The 24,236-nt window shown below is 63.1% G+C and carries 14 protein-coding genes; 6 read left to right on the top strand and 8 right to left on the bottom strand.

Going from position 1 to position 24,236, the window contains the following annotated elements:
- The first annotated feature begins 72 nt into the window (after positions 1-72).
- Both NKI73_RS21630 and NKI73_RS21625 read left to right on the top strand, forming a co-directional pair.
- Entirely contained in the window at positions 73-4,935 is a 4,863-nt protein-coding gene (locus NKI73_RS21630) for an NAD-glutamate dehydrogenase (RefSeq protein ID WP_352632920.1), read from the top strand.
- Positions 4,936-5,073: 138 nt separating this feature from the next.
- Positions 5,074-6,450: an MFS transporter gene (locus NKI73_RS21625; protein ID WP_352632919.1), complete on the top strand. Its 1,377-nt coding sequence runs from the start codon at positions 5,074-5,076 to the stop codon at positions 6,448-6,450.
- Positions 6,451-6,494: 44 nt separating this feature from the next.
- Here NKI73_RS21625 and purH read toward each other — a convergent pair whose 3' ends face one another.
- The 4 genes from purH to htpX form a co-directional block, all read right to left on the bottom strand.
- The gene (gene purH / locus NKI73_RS21620) at positions 6,495-8,111 is read right to left on the bottom strand and encodes a bifunctional phosphoribosylaminoimidazolecarboxamide formyltransferase/IMP cyclohydrolase (protein ID WP_352632918.1); all 1,617 of its coding nucleotides are present in this window, start codon (positions 8,109-8,111) and stop codon (positions 6,495-6,497) included.
- Positions 8,112-8,197: 86 nt separating this feature from the next.
- Positions 8,198-9,922 carry a heparinase II/III family protein gene (locus NKI73_RS21615; protein ID WP_352632917.1) on the bottom strand — a complete coding sequence of 575 codons (1,725 nt, stop codon included), beginning with the start codon at positions 9,920-9,922 and terminating at the stop codon, positions 8,198-8,200.
- Between the two features lie 248 nt (positions 9,923-10,170).
- Positions 10,171-11,559, bottom strand: coding sequence for an RsmB/NOP family class I SAM-dependent RNA methyltransferase (locus NKI73_RS21610; protein WP_352632916.1), 1,389 nt, complete (start codon positions 11,557-11,559; stop codon positions 10,171-10,173).
- A 35-nt stretch (positions 11,560-11,594) separates the two neighbouring features.
- A complete protein-coding gene (gene htpX / locus NKI73_RS21605) occupies positions 11,595-12,578 on the bottom strand; it encodes a zinc metalloprotease HtpX (protein ID WP_352632915.1) in 984 nt (327 codons plus the stop codon).
- A 105-nt stretch (positions 12,579-12,683) separates the two neighbouring features.
- Here htpX and NKI73_RS21600 point away from each other — a divergent pair, with 105 nt between their 5' ends.
- The gene (locus NKI73_RS21600; protein ID WP_352632914.1) at positions 12,684-12,905 is read left to right on the top strand and encodes a DUF1674 domain-containing protein; all 222 of its coding nucleotides are present in this window, start codon (positions 12,684-12,686) and stop codon (positions 12,903-12,905) included.
- 83 nt (positions 12,906-12,988) lie between these two features.
- On the opposite strand, the gene NKI73_RS21595 is transcribed toward NKI73_RS21600, so the two are convergent.
- Both NKI73_RS21595 and NKI73_RS21590 read right to left on the bottom strand, forming a co-directional pair.
- Positions 12,989-13,654, bottom strand: a complete 666-nt coding sequence (locus NKI73_RS21595) for an HAD-IA family hydrolase (RefSeq protein ID WP_352632913.1) — start codon at positions 13,652-13,654, stop codon at positions 12,989-12,991.
- Between the two features lie 1,117 nt (positions 13,655-14,771).
- On the bottom strand, positions 14,772-16,412 hold the full coding sequence (locus NKI73_RS21590) for a coiled-coil domain-containing protein (protein ID WP_352632912.1): 1,641 nt from the start codon (positions 16,410-16,412) through the stop codon (positions 14,772-14,774).
- 736 nt (positions 16,413-17,148) lie between these two features.
- Here NKI73_RS21590 and NKI73_RS21585 point away from each other — a divergent pair.
- The 3 genes from NKI73_RS21585 to NKI73_RS21575 all read left to right on the top strand — a co-directional run bounded on the left by NKI73_RS21585 (position 17,149) and on the right by NKI73_RS21575 (position 21,311).
- Positions 17,149-18,018: a transglutaminase-like domain-containing protein gene (locus tag NKI73_RS21585; RefSeq protein ID WP_352632911.1), complete on the top strand. Its 870-nt coding sequence runs from the start codon at positions 17,149-17,151 to the stop codon at positions 18,016-18,018.
- A 309-nt stretch (positions 18,019-18,327) separates the two neighbouring features.
- Positions 18,328-19,689, top strand: a complete 1,362-nt coding sequence (locus NKI73_RS21580; protein WP_352632910.1) for a pilus assembly protein TadG-related protein — start codon at positions 18,328-18,330, stop codon at positions 19,687-19,689.
- A 353-nt stretch (positions 19,690-20,042) separates the two neighbouring features.
- Positions 20,043-21,311 carry a class I SAM-dependent methyltransferase gene (locus tag NKI73_RS21575; RefSeq protein ID WP_352632909.1) on the top strand — a complete coding sequence of 423 codons (1,269 nt, stop codon included), beginning with the start codon at positions 20,043-20,045 and terminating at the stop codon, positions 21,309-21,311.
- 1 nt (position 21,312) lies between these two features.
- Here NKI73_RS21575 and NKI73_RS21570 read toward each other — a convergent pair whose 3' ends face one another.
- Together NKI73_RS21570 and acs are read right to left on the bottom strand one after the other, a co-directional pair.
- Entirely contained in the window at positions 21,313-22,062 is a 750-nt protein-coding gene (locus NKI73_RS21570; protein WP_352632908.1) for an MOSC domain-containing protein, read from the bottom strand.
- Complete coding sequence (acs, locus tag NKI73_RS21565; protein WP_352632907.1) at positions 22,062-24,017, bottom strand: acetate--CoA ligase; 1,956 nt, start codon at positions 24,015-24,017, stop codon at positions 22,062-22,064. Before acs ends, NKI73_RS21570 begins: the two co-directional genes overlap by 1 nt.
- Positions 24,018-24,236 lie beyond the last annotated feature (219 nt).

Raw genomic sequence — 24,236 nt, 5'->3', positions numbered from 1 at the left:
CAAACCTTTGTCGCCAAACAGCGGTCATCTGCTACCATAGTCGTAAAAGCATTGACGGGAGGGAAGTGCGTGATGGCCAGCGTGAAATCCGCGAGCAAGCCGAAGAAAAGAGCCACGGCAGCGACAAAAGCGGAGGAAAGGCCAGCCAGGCTCGCCGATTATCTGCTCGCCCGCGCGCCGGCTGAAGACATCGCCACTTATGAGGTAGCCGACCTCGAACGCGCCGCCGATCTCGCCGGCCGGGCTGTTGCCGCTCATAAAAAAGGCGAGTGCGTTGTCGCCGTCGATGCCGATTCCGGCGTCATGCGAGACGGCCGCCCGATGACGGTCATCACGGTCGTCAACGACAACATGCCCTTCCTGTTCGATTCCATCCTCGGCGAGGTCACCGAGACATCAGGCGAACCGACTCTTGTCACCCACCCTGTCATCGTGGTGCGTCACGGCAAGAGCGGTGTCGACGAAATCCTCGGCGACGGCAATTTCGCTAGGGATGACGGCAATCACCACCGGCTGAGCGTCATCCATGTCCATATCCCGCGGCTGACCGCGGAGCAGGCGAGCGGACTGACCGAGCGGCTGCGCAAGATGCTCGGCCAGGTTCATGCCGCAGTCAACGACTGGAGACCGATGCTGGCCCGCCTCGATCAGGCGATTTCCGAGTTCCGCTATACGGCCGTGCCGCTCGACAAGAAGAGCGTCGCCGAGGCGATCGCCTTCCTCGAGTGGCTGCGCGACGACAATTTCACCTTCCTCGGCATGCGCGAATTCAAATACACCGGCGGCGAGGAAAGCGGCAATCTGGAACGCGCCGACAAGCCCGGCCTCGGCATCCTCGCCGATCCCGATGTGCTGGTTCTCAGGCGCGGCACCGAAGCGGTGACGACAACGCCGGAAATCCGCGCTTTCCTGCATGGGCCGGAGCCACTGATCGTCACCAAGGCCAATGCCAAGTCTTCCGTGCATCGCCGAATCTATCTCGATTACATCGGTGTCAAGACCTACACCGCAAAGGGCACGCTTGCGGGCGAATTGCGTATCGTTGGCCTGTTCACCTCGACCGCCTACACGCGCTCGGTGATGAAGATCCCTTATCTCCGCTCAAAGGCCGAAACCATCATCGCCAAGTCCGGCTTCGACCGCCACGATCACTCCGGCAAGGCGCTGATCAACGTTTTGGAGAGCTATCCGCGCGACGAGTTGTTCCAGGTGCCGGTGCCGATCCTGAGGAAGCACGCCGCCGCCATTCTCGGCCTGGTCGAGCGGCCGCGGGTGCGGGCGTTGGTGCGCGCCGACCAGTTCGACCGTTTCGTCTCGATCCTCGTCTTCGTGCCGCGCGACCGTTACGACAGCGTGGTACGCGAGAAGATCGGCCTCTATCTGAAAACCATGTTCGAAGGCCGGCTGTCGGCCTATTACCCGGCCTTCCCCGAAGGCGGGCTGGCGCGAGTGCATTTCATCATCGGCCGATCCGGCGGCAAGACGCCGAAGGTCGAGCAGGCGACGATCGAGGCGGCGATCCGGGACATCGTGCGCACGTGGGAAGATGCCCTTTCCGATGCGGCGGAGGCCAGTGGCGGCGACCAGGCGTTGAAGGCGATTGCGGCGCGGCTGCCGGAAAGCTACCGCGATTCGTTCAGCGCGGCGGTGGCGCTGGCCGATGCTCGGCGCATTGCCAAAATCAGCGCCGATAATCCGATCGCCATCGACTATTATCGTCATGCCGAGCAGAAGCCGCACCAGGCTTCGCTGAAGATCTATCACCACGGCAGCCCGGTGGCGTTGTCGCGGCGGGTGCCTGTGCTGGAAAACATCGGCTTCCGCGTCATCAGCGAGCGCACTTTCGAGGTCGGCGACGACCAGTCCGGCATGATCAGTAATGATCAGTCCGGCATGATCAGTAATGATCAGTCCGGCATGATCAGTAGTGATCAGCCCGGCCTGGTCTTCATCCACGACATGGAGCTGGAGAACAGCTACGGCAAGCCGATCGACCTTGCCGATGGCGGCGCGGTGTTCGAGGACGCGTTCCTTTCCGTCTGGCGCGGCGACGTCGACAATGACGGCTATAACGGCCTTGCCCAGACCGCCGGCCTGTGGTCAGGCGAGATCACCATCCTGCGCGCCTATGGCCGCTATCTGCAGCAGGTCGGCATTCCGCAAAGCCAGGATTTCATCGCCGCTGCGCTCAACCGCTATCCCGACATCGCGCGCGGCCTGCATGCGCTGTTCATCGCCCGGCTTGGCCCAACGGCCGAGACAGAAGGCGTGGTGGCGGCAAAGCACCTCAAGGCCAAGATCAAGGACGCGCTGGAAGATGTGCCGAATATCGACGACGACACCATCATCCGGCGTTATCTCAATCTGATCGAAGCCTCGCTGCGCACCAATCATTTCGTTGCCGATACGAAAGAGAAAGGCCAGTCGCTGGCGATCAAGCTCGATTCGCATGCGGTGGAAGGATTGCCGGCGCCGCGGCCGTGGCGGGAGATCTTCGTCTACGGTTCCGAGGTCGAGGGGCTGCACCTGCGCTTCGGTCCGGTGGCGCGCGGCGGCCTGCGCTGGTCGGACCGCGCCCAGGACTATCGCACCGAGGTGCTCGGCCTGGTCAAGGCGCAGCAGGTCAAGAACGCCGTCATCGTGCCGGTCGGCGCCAAGGGCGGCTTCTATCCCAAGAAGCTGCCGATGAGCGCCGGCCGCGATGCGATCTTCGAGGCCGGCACATCGGCCTACAAGAACTTCGTCTCCAGCCTGCTGTCGATCACCGACAATATCGGCCTCGACGGTGTCATCCCGCCGGCCGGCGTCGTGCGCCGCGACCCGGACGATCCGTATTTCGTCGTCGCCGCCGACAAGGGCACGGCGACCTTCTCCGACACCGCCAATGCGATCTCGGAGAAGCACGGCTTCTGGCTCGACGACGCCTTCGCCAGCGGCGGCTCGGCCGGCTACGATCACAAGAAGATGGGCATCACCGCCAAGGGCGCCTGGGAAGCGGTCAAGCGGCATTTCCGCGAGATCAACCGCGACATCCAGACCTCGCCCTTCACCGTCGTCGGTGTCGGCGACATGTCGGGCGACGTGTTCGGCAACGGCATGCTTTTGTCGCCGAAGACCCGGCTGATCGCCGCCTTCGACCATCGCGACATCTTCATTGATCCCGATCCGGACATGGCCGCGTCGATGTCCGAGCGCGAGCGCATGTTCGCTCTCCCCCGCTCGAGCTGGCAGGACTACGACAAGACCAAACTGTCGGAAGGCGGCATCATCGTCTCGCGCAACCAGAAGTCGATCACCTTGCCGGCGGCAGCGGCAGCAGCGATCGGCCTCGGCAAGACGACCGCCACGCCGGTCGAGATCATGACCGCCATCCTGAAGGCGCCGGTCGATCTTCTGTGGTTCGGCGGCATCGGCACATATTTGCGGGCTTCGAACGAGACCAATGCCGAGGTCGGCGACCGCGCCAATGATGCCATCCGCATCACCGCGCTGGAGGTGCGCGCCAAGGTGATCGGCGAGGGCGCCAATCTCGGCGTCACGCAGCGCGCGCGCATCGAGTTCGGCATGAATGGCGGCCGCTGCAATTCCGACGCCATCGACAATTCCGGCGGCGTCAACTGCTCCGACGTCGAGGTCAACATCAAGATCGCGCTGGCGTCCGCCATGCGCAAGGGATCGTTGACGCGCCCGGCACGTAACAAGCTGCTGGCCGAGATGACCGACGAGGTCGGCTCGCTCGTCCTGTCCAACAACTACCAGCAGACGCTGGCGCTTTCGATCGCCCGCAAGCGCGGCCTCGCCGACATCGCGCATCAGAGCCGTTTCATGACGGCGCTGGAGGCGCGGGGCCTGCTCGACCGCGCCGTCGAGACACTACCGTCGCCGGCAGCGCTTGCCGATCGCGAAGCGCGCGGCGAACCGCTGACCAGGGCCGAGCTCGGCGTCTTGCTCGCCTATGCCAAGATCGTGCTGTTTTCCGACATCGTCGCCAGCGACGTGCCGGACGATGCGCATTTCGACCGCGACCTGATGGGCTATTTCCCGGACCGGATGGCGAAGAAATACGCCGCCGAGATCCACGGCCATCGGCTGCGCCGCGAGATCATCACGCGGGTCGTCGCCAACGATCTGGTCAATCGCGGCGGCCCGTCCTTCGTCAACCGGCTGCAGGAAGCCACGGGGCGCACCGCCGCCGACGTGGTGCGGACCTTCGCGGTAGTGCGCGATGGTTTTGCCTTGCCGGCGCTCTATCGCGAGATCGACGCGCTCGACAATCAGATCGACGGCCAGGTGCAGCTCGATCTCTATCAGATGGTCAGCCGGCTGATCTATGTGACGAGCGGGTGGTATCTGAAGAACGACACCGGCACGGCACCGCTTGGCCAGCGCATCACTGAGCTGCTGGAAGCCCGCAAGGCGCTGGAGCCCAAGCTCGTTTCGCTGCTGCCGGCTTTCTCGCGCGAGCGGATCGAGGAGAAGCGCCACGGGCTGTTCAAGAGCGGTGCGCCGGAACGGCTGGCCGGGCAGCTGGCGCTGAGCGAGGTGGCGGAACTGATCCCCGACATCGCGCTGACGGCGCGTACGGCCGGCGCCGACATCGTCGTGGCGGCCAGGGCGTTCTTCGCGGTCAGCGATGCCTTCCGTATCCCGCGTGTCGAGGATGCTGCACGCTCGATCACGCCATCGGACTATTACGACCAGCTGGCGCTTTCGCGCGCCACCGACATGATCGGCGCCGCACGGCGCGGCATCGCTGTGGCGGCGCTCACCGGCCACGCCAAGACGGCCGATCCGGTAGCGACCTGGCTGGAAGCCGGTGGCGAACGAGTGGCGCGCATCCGCGACCGGCTGCAGGCGCTCACCGAGGGCGGCGACATCACCGTGTCGCGGCTATCGGTCGCTTCCGGGCTGATGAGTGATCTGACGGGGATGTGAGCGAGATTCGTTTGGCGCGGTTGGCGCTGCCCGTTCAGCCGGCTGATAAGCTGCGCCAATCGTGGTCGTTTGCATGCGCACTGCAAAACATGCAGACATGGGCCAACCGCTAGCGTTACGAAGGCGATCGGAGGGGACATGACCGAAATAGCACTGCAGCGTGCGTCTGGGCGCGGCATCTGGGGATGGATGCTGTTCGACTGGGCGGCGCAGCCGTTCTTCACGGTCGTCACCACCTTTATCTTCGGGCCTTACTTCGTCTCGCGCATGGCGAGCGATCCGGAATCCGGCCAGGCGGCCTGGGGTTACGGCATCGCCGCGGCAGGCCTGGTCATCGCCGTGCTGTCGCCGGTCCTCGGCTCGATCGCCGATCAGACCGGCCCACGCAAGCCGTGGATCGCGTTCTTCGCCGCGGTCAAGGTCACCAGCCTTTGCCTGCTTTGGTTCGCGGCCCCCGGTTCGAACCTTTTCCTTGTCGTGTTCTTGTTCTCGCTGGCGTCGGTCGCGGCCGAATTTTCGACCGTGTTCAACGATTCGATGATGCCGCGCCTGGTGCCGAAGAGCGAGATCGGCCGGATTTCCAACATGGCCTGGGGTCTTGGTTATCTCGGCGGGATGATCGCGCTGATCTTCGTGGTCGCCTGCATGGCCGGTTCGCCGGAAACGGGCAAGACGATCATCGGCATCGACCCGCTGTTCGGCCTCGACCCGAAGCTCGGCGAGGACGCCCGGGCCACCGGGCCGCTGTCGGCCGGCTGGTATTTCCTCTTCATCCTGCCGATGTTCTTCTTCACGCCGGACGCCATCAAGGGCATCCCGATCGGGCCGGCGGTGCGAGAGGGGTTGGCGGAGCTGAAAGTAACACTGGGTGAGGTGCGCAAGCGCAGCGGTATCTTTCGCTTCCTCGTCGCCCGCATGATCTATCAGGACGGCGTCAATGCGCTGCTGGCGCTGGGTGGTACATTTGCGGCTGCAATGTTCCATTGGTCGATCACCGAGATCGGCATTTTCGGCATCATTCTCAACGTCGTCGCCATCTTCGGCTGCCTGGCTGCAGCCCGTCTCGACACGGCGCTTGGCTCCAAAACCATCGTGATGATCTCACTGATCCTGCTCAGCATCGCCACGATCGGCATCGTCTCGACCGGACCGGGCTACACTTTGTTCGGCCTCTGGATGATGCCCGGACCAGACAGCGGCGGCCTGTTCGGTACGGCGGCGGAAAAGGCCTACATCTTCTTCGGCCTGTTGATCGGCGTGGCTTTCGGGCCGGTGCAGGCGTCGTCACGGTCCTATATGGCGCGCAGCGTCACAGCCGCCGAATCCGGCCGTTATTTCGGCATTTACGCGCTGGCCGGCAGGGCAACCAGTTTCCTGGCGCCGTTCATGGTCGCGTCCGTCACCCTGGCCAGTGGCTCGGCGCGCCTCGGCATGGCGGTCATCGTGCTGTTCCTTGGGCTCGGCATGGCGATCCTGGTCAACACGCCCTATCCGGCGGACCGGCCAAGCGAATAGCAACAGCGCTTCTTCCTTTTCCGCAAAGGGAAAAGGAAGAACGCTCAATGCCGGAAATGCCTCACGCCAGTAAACACCATGGCGATGCCGTGTTCGTCGGCGGCAGCGATGACGTCCTTGTCGTTCATCGAGCCGCCCGGCTGGATGACGGCGGTGGCGCCGGCGGCGATCGCGGCCAGCAGCCCATCGGCGAAGGGGAAGAAGGCGTCGGAAGCGACGACCGAGCCCTTGGTCAGCGGTTCGGCAAGGCCCGCTGCCTCAGCGGCGTCGAGCGCCTTGCGCGCGGCGATGCGTGAAGAATCGACCCGGCTCATCTGGCCGGCGCCGATGCCGACAGTGGCACCGTCCTTGACATAGACGATGGCGTTGGACTTGACGTGCTTGGCGATGCGGAAGGCGAATTTCAGGTCGGCCATTTCGGCCGATGTCGGCGCGCGCTTGGTCACCACTTTCAGCTCAAGGTCGTCGACGACGGCGTTGTCGCGGGACTGGACGAGCAGGCCGCCGGCGACGGATTTGACCGTCGTGCCTGATGTGCGCGGGTCCGGCAGGCCACCGGTCACCAGCAGACGCAGGTTTTTCTTTGCCGCGACGATTGCTGCTGCCTCGTCGGTCGCGCCGGGCGCGATGATCACCTCGGTGAAGGTCTTGACGATTTTTCCGGCGGCCTCGGCGTCGAGGATGCGATTCATAGCGACGATGCCGCCGAAGGCCGAAACCGGATCGCAGGCCAGCGCCTTGACGTAGGCCGCCTTCAGCGAAGCGCCTTCGGCGACGCCGCACGGGTTGGCGTGCTTGATGATGGCGACGGCGGCTGAGTGGTTTGGATCGAATTCGCCGACCAGTTCGAAGGCGGCGTCGGTGTCGTTGATGTTGTTGTAGGAAAGCTGCTTGCCCTGAAGCTGGCGCGCCGTGGCGACGCCCGGCCGCTTGTCGCCATTGACGTAGAAGCCGGCGCTCTGATGCGGGTTCTCGCCGTAGCGCATCACCTCGACCAGCTTGCCGCCGAAGGCGCGCCATGTCGGGTGTTCGATCTCGAGCGCTTCCGCGAACCAGCCGGAGATCGCCGCGTCATAGGTGGCGGTGCGGGCAAAGGCCTTGGCAGCCAGCTTCTTGCGGAAATCCAGCGACAGCGAGCCGATGTTCATCTCCAGCGCGTTCAGCACCGAGGCGTAGTCGCCGGGATCGGTGACAATGGCGACATAGGCATGGTTCTTTGCCGAGGCGCGGATCATTGCCGGTCCGCCGATGTCGATGTTCTCGACGATCGATGCGTAATCGGCGCCGGAGCGGCGGACCTCCTCGAACGGATAGAGATTGGAGACGACGAGATCGATCGGCTCGATGCCGTATTTGCGCATTGCCGCGGAATGCTCCGGATCGTCGCGCACGCCAAGCAGCGCGCCATGCACGCTGGGATGCAAGGTCTTGACGCGGCCATCCATGATCTCGGGAAAACCGGTGAGCTCAGAGACGTCGCGCACCGCCAGGCCCGCTTCGGCGATCGCCTTTGCCGTGCCGCCGGTCGAGACCAACTCGACGCCGGCCGCTGCCAGCGTTTTGGCGAAATCGATGAGCCCGGTCTTGTCGAAAACGGAGAGCAGGGCGCGACGCACCGGAACGAGGTCAGGCGCGGGAATGTTCTTGGCGGCGACGGCCATGGGGTGGCGGCCTTTCACGACTGGTGTGATGGATGCCGCGCCCGTAGCACATGCCGCCCGGAAATCAAACCGGCGGTCAGGCAGGCTCAGCTGTTTTCCGGATAACCGGCGATGCCGGTGCGCGTCAGCTGCCAGTGGATTTCGGCGACTTCCGAGGCCTTGAAGGCAAGCACGATCTGGCGGGTGCGGCGGGGGCCGCCAAGACCGGCGAAATAGATCGACTCCTCGACCTCCGGCACCACTTCGGCTGCCGTAAACACCCACGTGTCGGCCTGGTCGGCGGTCATCACCAGGCGATCATGCTCGTCCTGCAGCAAGTTGATGTCGGGGTGGACGTGAAAGCGGACGGTGACGAAGTCGCGGCCGTTGTTGCGGATCGCCGCATTGCCGGGCCGCTGGAAGCGGTCCCTGCCGGCCAGCACATTGCCGTCCGAGGAGAGCTTCAGTTCGCGCTCATGCAGGAAGCCGAAGCGGGGGACATAGCCATCATGGCGGGCGATGAACCCCTGAATGCCCTTCTGGTCGGTGCGCTTGCACTGCACATGCTGCGGGCCGCCGATCAGCGGCGAACCGAGCAGGTCGTTGACGCGCAGCGAATGGCTGAAGCGTGCCGACGAGGTGTCGTTGATGGTGGCGGTCGAGTGCGCGGCGGTGGCTCGCGCCAGCGGCCGGAATTCAGCCGCGCCATAGGTGTCGATGCCGGCATTGACGATGTAGTGCTGGCGGCCGGACGACAGCTCGAAGGCGAGGCAGCTGGCGTGCGCGGCGTTGGACACGTCGATCGGCGGCGGCAGGCCGGTGTCGGCTATGACCGTCACGCCGCCCATCGACAGGCGCTCATAGCCGGAATGCGGCGCATGCAGCAGCGGCGCGCCGGCGGTGTCGTCATGGCGCAGGATGGTGGCGATGCGGTCGTGGATGGTGGCGCCCATGCCGTTGAAGCGGGCGAGGCTGCCGTCCTGATGGCGGAAGAAGCGCAGCGCCGGCAGCATGCGGTCGATGGCGCCGATCAGCGCCTGCGGCGGCGTCTCCGCCTGATTGGCATAGGTCTGCCGCAGCGGCAGAAGGTCGGCGAGGATTTCCAGGACGACCATCGGATTGCGCGAAATGTGTCCGCCGTCGGCAAGGATCTGGCGGTCGAGTTCCGCGGCAAGGTTGCGGGTCGCGCCACGCAGCGCCGAGGCTGGCGCCGGCAGGGACAAAGCGGCGAAGGCGAGCGCGATGCGGGCGCGCAGCCTGTCCTTGCCGTCCGGCATTTCGCGCGCCATCGACCTGAGGTAGCGGATCTGGACGGCGAGCGATTTCAGAAAGGCGCGGTAGAAGGGGAACTCGGCCCCCTGCAACACGACGGACGAGTGCTGCAGCCAGGCGATAATGCGCTTGGCCGTCGTGCCGGACTCCCAGGCGACGCCGGAAATATGGCTGCCATGCATGACGATCCAGTCGGAAACCAGGGCGCGGGCGTTGGCGGCGGCAAGATCCGTGGCGGCGGCGCGCATGTGGCGCAGCCAGCGAAAACCGTGCAGCGTTTTCTGCCAGCCATGATTGGGCACGTTGATCTGGAAAGGCGACTTGCCGCCGGTCTCGACCAGATGCCCCGACAGGGGATAGCGGCCGTAGTAGATCTCGAGTGCGATCTGCGGGTCGGCGAGGCGCAGGTCCGGCGGTGCGATCAGCACACGTTCCGGCGTGCGGCCAAAATAGCGCCAGCGGTAGACCGGCCCGGCACGCAGGCGCCGGCGCGTTTTGCGCCAAAACTCCTTCGCGACAAGCGTCCACAGGCGCGTCGTGCTGCTGGCAGCAACTGCCAAAACCCCTCCTGATCGTCCTCTACCCCAGCACCGAGTTTACATGATTGCTGGACTCGTGCGAAGGCGAATTCCATCGGACGATGCCGGCTCACCCGGTATTGACCCCGATAGTCGCCAAAAAAGCCGGTAAATCCGGGCAGTTAAATCAAAGCGCGTCGCGCCCGACCGGTCGAATGCAACGCGCTTTGGTATTCTGTTTTATGCATGTCGTTGTCCCAAAACCGCTGCACACTTTTGGGCGACATGCATTAGCCGGCTCGGCGGATGCGAGCCGCGAAGAAGCCATCGAGACCGGAAACCCCGGGCGAACCAAGATCCAGATCGGCGGGCGTGGTGCGCAGTGTGCCTTGTGGCGTCAGGAACGGATCGATGCCGGCGATCTCGCCTTGCTGCAGCGGATCATTGGCTATGTCAGCCGTGCCGGCCAGAAAGGCGCGATAGAGGTCCTCGCCTTCGAGCGGGTCGAGCGAACAGTTGGAAAAGACGATCCGACCGCCGGGTTTCACCAGCGTGACGGCGCGGCCGAGCAGCCTGCGTTGCAGGTCGGCGAGTTTTTCGACATCGGCCACCGTCTTGGTCCATGGCACATCGGGATGCCGCCGCACCGTGCCTGTCGACGAGCAGGGTGCGTCGAGGAGAACGGCGTCGAACAATTCCTTAGGCTCGTATTTGAGCAAATCGGCCTGGACGATCTCGGCGGACAGACCGAGACGGTCGAGGTTTTGCGTCAGCCGCACCAGCCGGTTTTTCGAGGTGTCGACGGCGGTGACCTTGGCGCCGGCGAGAATGAGCTGCGCGGTCTTGCCGCCGGGGGCCGCGCAGAGATCGGCGACGCGAAGTCCCCTGACATCGCCGAACAACCGGGCAGGCAGACTGGCCGCGGCGTCCTGGACCCACCAGGCGCCATCGGCAAAGCCGGGCAGTTCGGTGACGGGCCCGACGAGATTCTCGACCCGGATCGTGCTGGTCGGCAGGACGATGCCGCCGAGCTTTTCGGCCCACAGTTCGGGATCGGCCTTGACCGAAAAGTCGACCGGCGCCTCGACGCGGTGGGCTGCCAGGATCCGTCTGGCCTTCTCATTGCCGTAAGTCGACTTCAGCCGGTCGGAAAACCATTTGGGCGCTTCGTCGGTGGCGGCAAGGGCGGCAGGCAGTTCCGTTTCCTTGGCGCGCGCCAACGTGCGCAGCACACCGTTGACGAGGCCGGAGAATCGCACCGTGCGCGGATCGGACTTGGCATGGGTCACAGCGAGGTCGACCGCTGCGCTGTCGGGAATATCGAGGAACAGGATCTGTGCGGCTGCCACATGCAATATGTGCGACAGCGCGGTAGCGTTGGGCGGCAGCGGCTTTTCCAGGCGCCGCGCCAGCAGCCCCGATATGGTCATGCGATAGCGCAATGCGGTGACCAGAATGGCACGGACCAGGCCACGGTCGCGCAGGTCTAGCGCCTTGTATTGCGGGTGGCCGTTCTCATGATCGGTCAGCCCGTCAAGCGGTGTCCTGGCATCGATGACGGCGGCAAGCAGGCGCGCCGCCGTCTTGCGGGCGGCGAGGCCGGCAACGAAGTCGCCGCCGTCTTTGTGTTCCTGATCGCCTGAAACCGTGCGTCGAGGTCCTCTGTCCGCCACGCTCACGACCACCGGCCCTTGGGCCCGGTCGGGTTGCGGCCTCACGGGTTGGATTTCGGCTTGGCTGGTTCCGCCGGCTGCTCGGGTTGTGCTGCCTGGTCCCAGGGGCCGGATGGCCGCTGTTCGTCCGCCTGCCGTGGCGTCGGGGCCTGGCGCGGGGCGGCCCGGGTTTCGCCGCCTTGCATCTGCTGCGCCATCGCCTGCAGAGCAGCGATGCGGTTTTCTGTGTTCGGGTGTGTGGAAAACAGACTGTCCATACGCTCGCCGGAAAGAGGATTGATGATGAAGAGATGCGCGGTTGCCGGATTGCGCTCGGCATCGGGGTTGCGGATGCGTTCGGCGCCGCGAGCGATCTTGTCAAGGGCGGATGCCAGCCAGAGCGGGTGTCCACAGATTTCAGCGCCGCGCCGGTCGGCCGCGTATTCGCGGGTCCGGCTGACAGCCATCTGCACGATCATCGCGGCAAAGGGCGCCACGATCATCGCCGCCAGCACGCCGACAAAGCCGAACGGGCTGTTGTTGTCGCGGTTGCCGCCAAGGAAGAAGGCGAAGTTGCCGAGCATCGAGATGGCGCCGGCAAAGGTGGCGACGATCGTCATGGTCAGCGTGTCGCGGTGCTGCACATGGGCGAGTTCGTGCGCCATGACAGCTGCGACTTCTTCATGCGTCAAAGCTTGCAACAGACCGGTGGAGGCGGCGACCGCCGCGTTTTGCGGATTGCGGCCGGTGGCGAAGGCGTTCGGCTGCGGATTGTCGATCAGGTAGGTCTTCGGCATCGGCAGGCCAGCCTGTTTGGCCAGCGACTGGACGATAGCATAATATTCGGGCGCGGTCCTTTCGTCGACCTCGACGGCGCGGTTCATCGACAGCACCATTTTGTCCGCGTTCCAATAGCTGAACAGATTGGTGCCGGCGGCGATCAGCAGCGCGATCATCATGCCGCCCGATCCGCCGATTAAAAAGCCGACACCCATGAACAGTGCCGTCATTGCGGCAAGAAGCATGGCGGTGCGAATTGTGTTCATCGTCTGCTCCTGTCGAGGCGATAGCGAAAGGGGGTCGATCGTCGTGAGTTCATCGCTATATGATGGGAAACGCCAGTTCCTGTTTCAATCCGCTGGAAATATCGCATGAACGACGAAACCAGTAAAATCGATGCCGACCTTGGCCGTGACGTCGAGCCAAAGACGCTGACGCCAGCAGCCAGACGTGCGCTCGCGGAAGCCGAAGCGAGACGCGTGAAGTATCTGGAGAAGGAAGCCGCAGTGCCGAAGGAAATCGGCGGCCGCAGCGGGAAGGAGCCCGGTCGCTATGGCGACTGGGAGGTAAAGGGCCTGACCAGCGACTTCTAAGGATATGTTGATATTCAGGTGATGCTGACCTGCAAGCCTGACCTGAATCTCAACACACCTTTGGACGGCGTTGCGCTACATCTTTAGGCGTCGCTGCGCTGCGGCTCGAGCGCGATCCAGCCACGCTCGTCAACGGTGATGCCGACGCCGTCGTAGCCCGCGATCGCGGCATGCTGTGTTGGCAACGGATGCGTATGCGTGGCGTTGATGACCATGACCGCCGCGCCCGCCGCCTCGGCTGCGATGATGCCAGCCGGAGCATCTTCGAACACGAGGCAGTCGCGCGCATCGAAGCCGAGCCGTTCCGCGCCAAGCCGGAAGCAATCGGGCGCCGGCTTGCCGTGGGAAACATCTTCCGCCGCGACGAGAACGGCCGGGACAGGGATGCCGGCAGCCTTCATGCGCAACAGCGCCAGTTCACGTGGCGCGGAGGTCACGATCGCCCAACGCTCGGGCGGCAGCGCGTTGAGAAACGCCACGGCGCCGGCGATCTGGAGAATGCCGTCCAGATCGGCCGCCTCGGCCTTCAGCAGCAATTCAGCCTCGCGCGCCGGGTCGACGCCTGGGAGTGCCAGGCCGGTGATGGTCTCGATTGCCCGCACGCCATGGATCGTCGGCAGGAAGGCGGCGACGTCGAGGCCTTGGCGGCGTGCCCAATCGCTCCACACTCGCTCCGCGGAGGCGATGGAATTGATGAGCGTGCCGTCCATATCGAAGAGGAAGGCCGCGAATTTTCTGCCTGCGTACATGGTTTTCCTTGAGTAAGGGGGTGCTTGTGGCGGTCGCCGAACCTAACGTCGCGGCGTCCTTATGGGAAGGCGTGAGGGGTCACCTTTTCGATGGTCCCTCCGGAATGTTGGCATAGCTAACTCCTCCAATCAGCCGGCTGAACATTGCGCGAATCGGTAGCTGGGTTGCTCGGCAATAGGAAGGGCCGGGGGCCTTGCTCCGCCGGACTCCTCCCCTAATTGCTTGCGTGGGCGCCTTACTCGCGAGTTCGCCTTTGGGGGCAGCGGCGGTTGCGCCGTTCTGACTGCATGCCGCGGAAAGACGGTCAGACCGGCACACCTATGGAGGTCGTCGTGCGTCAATCCCGTGGATCCAGCTGGGCATTTCTCGTAGTCGCTTGCTCGATCGCGGTAGCCTGCGCAAGTACTGCAGCCGGCGGCCAGAACGGCCGAGGGCAAGGCGCTGGCGGCCATCATGGTGACAATGGTGGCGGAAGCCACGGCGCTGGCAGCCATCGCAGCGAAGGCCGCAATAGCGGTCCGCACGAAGGGCTTAGCGGCGAGCCCAGCCCCAGCCCCAGCAGTAGTTCCCCGGTGGACGACGGCGAGACCAGCGCCACTACAACGACCGTAGAGGCGCCAACTACGGCCAGTACCGTCCCGTCCGCAGACCGCGGACGGTCGCTCGGCCTCCCGCCCACCCTACAGCCTTCCAACGACAGCAACAATTCATTGACGGTCAGTCCAATCGCAGCGCTGCCGGGCGTCCCAGATGAAGTCGTTCGCGCCTGCCATGATGCAGTCGAGTCGGCTGCCGCCCCGTTCGGTGCGACCAGTGTGCGCGTCAGCAGCGCAGGTTTCATACAGCGCCCGAGCCCAGATACGATCTCGGCTCCCATTGAGGTCAGCATCGACTATGTGCGGCAAGGCAACGTAGAGACGCGGCGGGCGCCGATTCAATGCGAATTGAATGCGACAGGCAGCGTGATCGGACTGACATAGCGCATCGCGCAGACTCCTCGCCGAGGGGAGCAGGACGAATTCGAAAGAGATGATTCATCCCGGCCTAACGGAGGGCGCGAGGCTATGACCTCAATAATCGGGGCCTTAAAGAGGGATCGCGCAGTCGTTTTGGAAATCACTCCAATGTCGTCTGTATCGGCCTGAGCGAATAGGGAAGTGTGATAGAACGCACGCGGGTCGTCCGGGACGGATTGCGAACCTTGCTGCGTGCAGTCTTCTGGCTGACAGCCTTCACTTGGCCGGTCGCGGCTGCTGCGCGGGCAGAACGCGGCCTCGGCGACGGTTCGACCTGCGCGCTGGGGCGCTCAGTCCTGAGCCTGTCATTGTCGGCACGCGCGGTGGCTAGGTCGCGGGCAAGAGAAGCAGCGGCTTCGCGTTGCTTGTCCAGAGCCGTCTTCAAGCCGGCGACCCCTGCCACGAGTGCTCGGGCGGCGTCGCGCTCGCGGCGAGTTCTGTCGAGATCCTCATGGATCGAGACTGCTGCAGCGCGTTCTCGTGCCAGAGCCTGCGCCGTCTCGGCTGCAGTCTGTTCGGCACGCTGTCTCGCTTTGACAGCAGCGGTCCGTTCCTGCTCAGCCGCGTCCGCGCGCTCCACGAGCGCGGCATTGGACAGTTCGACTTTGGCGAGATCGCCACGAAGGTCCGCAGACTTCCGGCGCTCGTCATCGAGCATTCCGCTCGCTTGCGCCAGCGAAACCTTGGCCTTGGTGCGATCCTTGGCGGTCTCGATCTCAAGCTGTTCGATTTGCGCCCGCGCTCGCGATAGCTCGCGCGCCAGCCACTCCGTTCGCTGACGCTCCAGATGAGCAGCGGGCATCTCCACAAAAACATAGTTGGCGGTCTCGCGCAGCAGCGTGCGGGCATCTCCCGCAATGCGTCGAAGTGCGTCAAGGGTTCGAGCTGCCGCGAGTTCGTTGCGCAATCGCTCCTCGCGTGCGTTGTCGGCGGCTGCCATGGTTGCCCTCAGCGCGTCGATCGGCTTGCTTGACGCGAGGAGCGCTTTCTGCAGAGCGGCGCTCCTTGCGCGCTCGCCTTCCGCCGCCCCCTGCTCCTGGCGGGCCAATTCCCTGGCAGCGGCTGCTTGAGCACGAACTGCCCCGACTTGCGCCCGAGCTACCCTAAGATCCGGATTGAGCAATTCGACATTCGTGCGCCCGTCTCCCTGGGCTGGTCTATGCATGCCTAGCGCAGCACTCGCCGGAAGCTCGAAGGATCGCGAAGGTTCCGGATGGGCGGAGCCTTGCGCCTGCGAAATGGCGGGGGCTCTTTCGATCCAGTTTTGTCTCGTCATCGCATAGCCAAGCGGCACGGCCAGACAGATTGCGGCGACGCCCAAACGGAGTACAAGACCGATCGGCCTGGGAACGTGAGAGGGTGAGGCCGTCGCGGTGGTCACTGACGAGCGCTCGCAAGCTTCGGAACTTGCGTCGAAATGTTCGACCCGCACCCCGAACTGACGGTAATTGGCATTCTGAGGCCGAACATTCAGGTCTGCCGTGTCTGAGAGAGCTGCAACCTGAGAAGAAGATGCACGCCCGGTTGCAGGGTCGACCGGGCATTGCCAGTCCCAAGAAGCCTCCCCGGGAGGATAAGGGATGCCTTCGCTCAGGTCGGCATCTGGTTTTATGCGACGCCTTTGCACTCCGATAGCGATGCGCCGGAGCACAAGATAGATGCCCACTGATGCAAGTATTGCTATCCCGCCCAGGACGGCGATATCTACCTCGTTTGCGTAAATCTCAGCAAGATTTGGCATTGGCGTGCCCTTGCGGTCTTGGGTGTATTCTTAAGCTCGTGAAGCGGTGTTTTGGCCCTCACCTTGGCGCTGGCTAAGCTTTGGATCGCTCGCGAAGTTGTCACTTGCTTCGAGGTCCCGCCAGCGCAGTGCCTCTGCATCTCAACGTTCCGAGAAATCTCACACGGTGCGTACCGTTCCACCATTTCCGGCTGTGGACGGTCCATCCTGAACTCTAAGCTAGGTCACAGGGCTCCACGGTCAACCGTCACCATATTCATAACAGCGGCACCCATAAGCGAAGAAATTCATGCTTGGCGGACACCTTATGACGCGCCGCGCCAAAGCCTGACGTTCACACAGTTACCTATTTCATCGGCTACGCCCGATCGCCGCGCAGAATAGAGCAAAATGCTCGAGAACATGTTCGTCAGGCCGGCCGTCAGGCAATTACGACCGATTATTGGATTTCAGCAGCGCCATCACCGGCACTTTAGTTCTTCGTGCCGTCGGCGACATTCCTCGAAATACTGCGACGCGGTCACCTCGACCGCTGGCGCGGCCTCGTCGGGCGGACCTCATTCCAAGTCTTGGTCAGTAGGTTCGCCACCGAATATGAAAGCATACGAGGAAAATGGTTGGGTGAACCATTCGCTAGCTGGCTGTTTTTGTTGAAAAGGCGACGTCCCAAGGGAACCACAGCCCGTTCTGTCGCGTTTCAACAAACTGCTTTCCGCGATAATCGAGGGGGACTGCGATGCTGATCCGGCTCGGCTACGAAATCGCCATCGAATGCATAGCAGGCACTCCGGTGATTTCGGTGCTCGAGATACACAAGGACAGGCAAGCCGACATCAAGCGGCAGACGCGGGTGCTGACATCGCCTACCGTGCCGACCAGACTCTACCACGATCTGCACGGCAATGCCTGCCGCCGCTTCACGGCGCCAGCCGGGAGCTTTCGCATCCTCTACGATGCGGTCGTCGAGGACAGCGGCGAGACGGATGAGGTCAACGCGCTGGCCAGGGAAGTGCCGGTGGCGGACCTGCCCGACGAGGTGCTCGGTTATCTCCTGGGCAGCCGCTATTGCGAGACAGACCATCTCAGTGACCTGGCCTGGCAACTGTTCGGCCATCTCCCGCCCGGCTGGGCGCGGGTGCAGGCGATCGTCGACTATGTCCACAACCGGCTGTCGTTCGGCTATGGCTATGCGCGCCCGACCCGCACCGCGGCGCAGGCGCATGAGGAGCGCGTCGGCGTCTGCCGCGACTACGCCCATCTGGCGATCACGCTGTGCCGCTGCATGAACATTCCTGCGCGCTATGTGAACGGCTATCTCGGCGACATCGGCGTGCCGATCGATCCGGCGCCGATGGATTTCTCGGCATGGCTGGAAGTGTTCCTCGACGGCAAGTGGTACACGTTCGATCCCCGCCACAACAGGCCGAGGATCGGCCGCGTCGTCATCGCGCGCGGCCGCGACGCCACCGACGTGCCGCTGCTGCACAGCTTCGGCCCGCACCGGCTCAGCCTGTTCAAGGTGTGGACCTACGAACAGGAAGGCAATCTGTTCAACCCGCCCTATCACGGCATCGACAGGACCGTCAGCGCGCAGATGCTGGCCTAGTCGCGAGGCCTACCGACGCAACTGTTCCAGAAACATGATCCGCTTCGGCACACAGGCCCTGTGCCGCAACAGGACGTCGTTGAGCTTTCTTCGATTGCTTCGTCTTGAGCATGGTAACCAGCTCGTAAACGCAGCCGCGGCGGCGTTTTTCTGTTTACCAGTCATTCACCTTCGCAAAGGACGAAATCAAGCAAAAACAATGTATTGCTGAAGGGCGGCGTGCTTTCGGCGGCCAAACGGCGTCATCCGGCTGGAATCCTGCATTGCCTTGTCTGCGGCGACGAGGCCGAGGCAAGCGGAGGCTGTAGGATGCGGAATTACGGGGGTCTTGTTCACGCGGTCGGCGTTTTCGCCAGAGATCGCGGTGGAAATTTCGCAGTCCTGTTCGGCCTTGCTGCCTCGGTCTTGGCGCTGGGCGTTGGCTTTTCCGTCAACGTCTCGCAGCTGTACAATGCCAGATCGAGCCTCCAGGGCGTGGTCGACGCCGCGGTCACGTCGACGGCGCGCGACCTGACGACCGGTGCCATCAAGGAAGCCGATGCCAACAATTCGGTGAAGGCTTTTCTCGACGCCAACGATACCGCCGGAATTCTACAAGCTGGCCAAGTCGTCCTTGACCGGCTGATCGTCGACAAGACCGCCAAGACGGTCCAAGTGGATGCCCATGTCGATGTTGCCTTGTTCTTCCCGATTTTCGGCATGAGCGATACGAGACGCGTCGCCGCCACGACGACATCGCTTTATTCGGACAAGACCATCGAAGTGGCGATGATGCTCGATGTGACCGGATCCATGGCCGGCCAAAAAATCAAAGACCTGAGGACCGCCGCGGCCAATGCGGTGGACAGCTTCCTGGGCGGCCAGGCTCCGAGCAAGCCACGGGTCCGCGTTTCGATCGTGCCCTATGCCAATTCGGTCAATGCCGGTCAGCTTGCGGCCAGCAGCGTCTATGTCGAAACCAACGCCAGCCAGCGCAAACAGGCGCCTGGCAATACAAGCGCTCAGCTTGCTTCGGCATCGCCGCGCCCGGACAATTGCGCCACCGAACGCAAGGGCGCCGATCAATATTCCGACGCGGGTCCTGATTCCAGCATGGTCAATCGCGACTATCTGCTGTCGGGCTTTGCCGCGAACACACGCACGGCCGCTTGCCCGGTCGCAGCGCTCGTGCCTTTGACAGCCGACGCCGCCACGCTCAAAAATGTCATCAAGGATCTTGTCGCTTCGGGCGGCACGGCCGGCCATATCGGCGTCCAATGGACCTGGTACATGCTCTCGGAAAGCTGGGGCAGCGTGCTTAATGCTTCGCAGCGACCAGCCCAGGCCGACCCGAAGAAAGTTGGCAAGTACGCGATCCTCATGACGGACGGCGAATTCAACCTGTCCTATTTCGATGCGAGCAACGTCGACGGGGTTTATAATGATGCGGGCAAAGAAACGACCCGCATGGCGGCGACGAAACTCTGCGCCGCCATGCGCGACAAAGGCATAGAGATATTCACGATCGGTTTCAAACTCGACGAGGCCAATGCAGCCACGACACTGCAGACCTGTGCCAGCCCCGATACCGGTTCGGTCAAGCACTTCTACCAAGCTGCCAGCGGTATCGAATTGGATGCGGCCTTTCAGACGATCGCCCGCAACATAGAAACCCTAGCACTGACGAAGTAGGGCTCGACCCAAACGGAAAAGGCCGCCTCTTCTTTCGAAGCCGACGGCCTTCCGTGTTTCCGTCCGTGGCGCGGCCCATGGCGGCGACCTATCAGGTCACCCGCCGCGCATTTCGCGCCTTAACGGGAAGACTGCTTCCCGAAAGTGCAATCCGCTGAGGCCACGTTCTGGAAAACGAAATCACTCGACATCGGATCACCTCCTTTCGATTCGTTGAACACCCCACAATGATGGGGTGCATTGCAGCAAAAGACAAGGTGCAGGTCTGAAATTAGCCAACGGGCGAGCCGGCTTGCGATTGCCAGGCCGGCCGGGCAAACTCCTGCCCGGGGCCAGCATTCGGGAGGAATCGCATGGAGGCAGCCGAAAAGGCCGCTCGCATCGTTCGAACGGTGATCGAAACATTGAAGCCAGGCTTTGCGGTCAGGCTGTGGACCGGGGAGCGGATCGGCCCCGCCACTGGTCCGGTACTCACCATCAACGACCAGGACATCGTCTGGCAGATCGTGAAGCGACCGTCCCTGTCGACGCTGATCGAGATGTGGATTTCCAAGACCGTCGACATCGAAGAGGGATCACTGTTCGATTTCTATGCCTTGCCTTCGCAAGGTAAACTCAGGACGAAGCTGAAGACATTGCCGAAGCTGGCGATCCTGCGTGACCTGCCGTCGGTGCTGTTTTCAAGGAAACAGATGACGGCGCGGACCGATCTTTCGGGACGCAATCCCTTCGTCAGCGGTTCGAGCCAGGAAGCGATCCAGCATCACTATGACATTTCGAACGCTTTCTATCGGCTCTTCCTCGACGAGCGCATGGTCTATAGCTGCGGCTACTTCAAGGATTCCGCCAACAGCATCGATCAAGCGCAGATCGACAAGCTCGACCATATCTGTCGCAAGCTCCGGCTGAAGCCCGGAGAAAGACTGCTCGATATCGGCTGTGGCTGGGGAGCGATGCTCATCCATGCCGTGAAGAACTATGGCGTCATCGGCCATGGTGTCTCGCTGTCGGAGGCGCAGACCAATCTTGCCCGTGAGCGCATCCGCGCGGAAGGGCTGGAGGATCGCATCACCATCGAGATAAAATCCTATGCCGAACTCTCCGGCTCGTTCGACAAGATATCGTCAATCGGCATGTTCGAGCATCTCGGCCTTGCCAACCATGCCGCCTATTTCTCGACCGTCCATCGCCTGCTCAAACCGGGCGGCATTTATCTGCATCACGCCATCACAAGGCGCAGCAAGGGCGATATGAAAAAAACCTTGCGCAAGGGGCCGGAATACAAGGCGCTGATCAAATACATCTTCCCCGGCGGCGAACTCGATACCATCGGCATGACGCTCGGCAATCTCGAGGCGCACGGTTTTCTCGTCTATGATGTCGAGAACCTGCGCGAGCACTATGCCCGCACCTGCAAGCTGTGGGCCGAGCGCCTGCACGCACGCTTTGGTGAAGCAATCGCCGAGGTGGGCGAACCGAGGGCACGCCTGTGGCTGCTTTACCTGACCGGCTGTTCGATCACCTTCGAACGCGCCTCGGCACAGATTTTCCAGACCGTCGTCACCAAGCGGGCGCGTGGCCCGAGCGGCCTGCCGCCGACGCGAGCGGATCTGTACCGATAGCTTACAGGAAGCGCATCGTGTCGCCGACCTCGACGCCGGCCGGCCGATCGACCGTGCAATAGACGCCGAGATTGTGCGCGTTGTGTCGAACCAGATTGCGCAGGATCGCCGGATCGTGGTCGAAGCCATCCTGGGCGATGATGGTGAAGCCGCAGCGGCGGCACGGCTCGGAGATGGTCAGCAGGAGATCACCGACGGCAAGCTTGCGGCCGATCCATTCCGTCTCCGGAAACGACCCTTCGATTGCCTCCATCTCGACGACGATGTTGGGGCGGAAGCGGCGTGGGTCGGCGGCCCCTTCCGGATGCAGCGCCTTCAGGCGTGCCAGCGACGCCGTGGTCAGAAGATGGATCGGGGCCTTGCGATAGCGTTCCACCGTCAGCGGGCCGGAATAGCCAGAGGCGGCGTTCTCCCGGCGAAACGGCCGGATCGAGACCCCGAAGCCAAGATAGGCCGACGCCGCGCGGTCGCTCTCGATACCCGGCGCAGCCAGCCAATCGCCGTCCGGGACGGCGATCTCGAGTTCGCGGGCAGAAGACAGCCGGGTCCGGATGCGCGGCACCTTGTGCCATTTCGCCTCGCGATCCGGTCGTGCGATTTCATTGTCGGACACGTCAACAAGGCCGAACAGGCGGTCGCCGTCGATGCTTTCCGAGCCGACAAGGATCGCATCGAGCCGCTCGCCGGCGAGCGAACTCGCCGGATAGCGCCAGAGCTCGGTGACGGAACCCAGTGCAGTCCTGGTTTGCATCAAGCCTTCTTATTCTGCCGGTTGGCGATCAGGTCGTCGACGACAGCCGGGTCAGCCAGCGTCGAGGTGTCGCCGAGTGCCGAAAAATCATCCTCGGCGATCTTGCGCAGGATGCGGCGCATGATCTTGCCCGAGCGCGTCTTCGGCAGGCCGGGCGCGAACTGGATCTTGTCGGGCGAAGCGATGGCGCCGATCTCCTTGCGGACATGGGCGATCAGCTCCTTGCGTAATTCCTCGCTCGGCTGTTCGCCGGCCATCAGCGTAACATAGCAGTATATGCCCTGGCCCTTGATGTCGTGCGGATAGCCGACGACGGCGGCTTCCGAGACCTTATCGTGGCTGACCAGTGCGGATTCGACTTCCGCCGTGCCCATGCGATGGCCGGAGACGTTGATGACGTCGTCGACGCGGCCGGTGATCCAGTAGTAGCCGTCGGCGTCGCGGCGGCAGCCGTCGCCGGTGAAGTACTTGCCCTTGTAGGTCGAAAAATAGGTCTGCATGAAGCGATCATGGTCGCCATAGACGGTGCGCATCTGGCCGGGCCAGGAATCGGCGATGCAGAGATTGCCGTCAGAGGCACCCTCCAGCACCCTGCCTTCGCCGTCGACCAGCTGCGGCTTGATGCCGAAGAAGGGCCGCGTCGCCGAACCTGCCTTGAGGTCAGTGGCGCCCGGCAGCGGCGTGATCAGGATGCCGCCGGTCTCGGTCTGCCACCATGTGTCGACGATCGGCACCTTGCCGTTGCCGACGATGTTGAAATACCACTCCCAGGCTTCCGGATTGATCGGTTCGCCGACCGAACCCAGCACGCGCAGCGACTTGCGCGACGTCTTCGTGACATGCGCGTCGCCGGCGCCCATCAGGGCGCGCAGCGCCGTCGGCGCGGTGTAGAAGATGTTGACCTTGTGCTTGTCGATGACGTCCCAGAAGCGCGACTGCGACGGATAGTTCGGCACGCCTTCGAACATCAGCGTGGTGCCGCCGTTGGCGAGCGGGCCGTAGACGATGTAGCTGTGGCCGGTCACCCAGCCGACATCGGCGGTGCACCAGTAGATGTCGCCGTCATGGTAGTCGAAGACATATTGGTGCGTCATCGAGACGTAGACGAGATAGCCGGCGGTGGTGTGCAGCACGCCCTTCGGCTTGCCGGTCGAGCCCGACGTGTAGAGGATGAACAGCGGATCCTCGGCCTTCATCTTCTCCGGCTTGCACTCAGGCCTAACCGTCGCGACCTCGTCATGGTACCAGACGTCGCGTCCGGCCACCCAGCCGGTCTTGCCGCCGGTGCGGCGCACGACCACCACCTTTTCGACTTTCGTCCCGGCTTTCGCGGCGATCTCGATCGCCTTGTCGGTGTTTTCCTTCAACGGGATCGGCTTGCCGCCACGCAGCCCCTCGTCGGCGGTGATGACGAAGGTCGACTTGCAATCGTCGATGCGACCGGCCAGCGCATCCGGCGAAAAACCGCCGAAGACGATGGAGTGGATGGCGCCGATGCGCGTGCAGGCCAGCATCGCATAGGCGGCTTCCGGGATCATCGGCATGTAGATGGTGACGCGGTCGCCCTTCTTGACGCCGTGCTTCTTCATCACATTGGCGAGCCGGCAGACATGCTCGTAGAGCTCGTTGTAGGTGATCTTCTTGTCGTCGTACGGATTGTCGCCTTCCCAGACGATGGCCGTCTGGTTGCCACGCTTCTTCAGGTGCCGGTCGATGCAGTTGACCGAGACGTTGGTCAGCCCGTCCTCGAACCATTTGATCGAGACCTTGCCGTCGAAGGAGGTGTTCTTGACCTTGCTGTAGGGCTTGAACCAGTCGATGCGCTTGCCGTGCTTGCCCCAGAACTTGTCCGGGTTCTTGACGCTGTCGGCATACCATTTCAGGTAGGTTTCATTGTCGATCAGCGCATTTTTCTTCCACGCCGGCTGGACGCGATGGACATGAACCTCGGACATTTCTTCACTTTCCTCCCAAACCGATCCGCCGGCTTGAAACGCCAGCGGGATCGCGGCAAAGCTGCCGCGAATTCGGCGGCATTATTACCAGTTCGTCCGTCATCGCAACATTAGACGTTGGATTCGCGCGGCGGGATGCCGCAGGTGTTTCCCCGGCAGCGCATGACCCCGAAAATCGGATTCGATTTTCGGAAGGGATCATGCGCCAAATCAAAAATG

The organism is Mesorhizobium sp. M0496, from assembly GCF_040321205.1.
GTDB lineage: Bacteria > Pseudomonadota > Alphaproteobacteria > Rhizobiales > Rhizobiaceae > Mesorhizobium.
Note: the sequence above shows the minus strand (reverse complement) of the source record. Positions and strands in the feature narration are given on the sequence as shown.

Coding starts and splice junctions, on each gene's coding strand:
- NKI73_RS21630 (WP_352632920.1), top strand. CDS start 73: ATGGCCAGCGTGAAATCCGCGAGCAAGCCGAAGAAAAGAGCCACGGCA.
- NKI73_RS21625 (WP_352632919.1), top strand. CDS start 5,074: ATGACCGAAATAGCACTGCAGCGTGCGTCTGGGCGCGGCATCTGGGGA.
- purH (WP_352632918.1), bottom strand. CDS start 8,111: ATGGCCGTCGCCGCCAAGAACATTCCCGCGCCTGACCTCGTTCCGGTG.
- htpX (WP_352632915.1), bottom strand. CDS start 12,578: ATGAACACAATTCGCACCGCCATGCTTCTTGCCGCAATGACGGCACTG.
- NKI73_RS21600 (WP_352632914.1), top strand. CDS start 12,684: ATGAACGACGAAACCAGTAAAATCGATGCCGACCTTGGCCGTGACGTC.
- NKI73_RS21595 (WP_352632913.1), bottom strand. CDS start 13,654: ATGTACGCAGGCAGAAAATTCGCGGCCTTCCTCTTCGATATGGACGGC.
- NKI73_RS21590 (WP_352632912.1), bottom strand. CDS start 16,412: ATGCCAAATCTTGCTGAGATTTACGCAAACGAGGTAGATATCGCCGTC.
- NKI73_RS21585 (WP_352632911.1), top strand. CDS start 17,149: ATGCTGATCCGGCTCGGCTACGAAATCGCCATCGAATGCATAGCAGGC.
- NKI73_RS21580 (WP_352632910.1), top strand. CDS start 18,328: ATGCGGAATTACGGGGGTCTTGTTCACGCGGTCGGCGTTTTCGCCAGA.
- NKI73_RS21575 (WP_352632909.1), top strand. CDS start 20,043: ATGGAGGCAGCCGAAAAGGCCGCTCGCATCGTTCGAACGGTGATCGAA.
- NKI73_RS21570 (WP_352632908.1), bottom strand. CDS start 22,062: ATGCAAACCAGGACTGCACTGGGTTCCGTCACCGAGCTCTGGCGCTAT.
- acs (WP_352632907.1), bottom strand. CDS start 24,017: ATGTCCGAGGTTCATGTCCATCGCGTCCAGCCGGCGTGGAAGAAAAAT.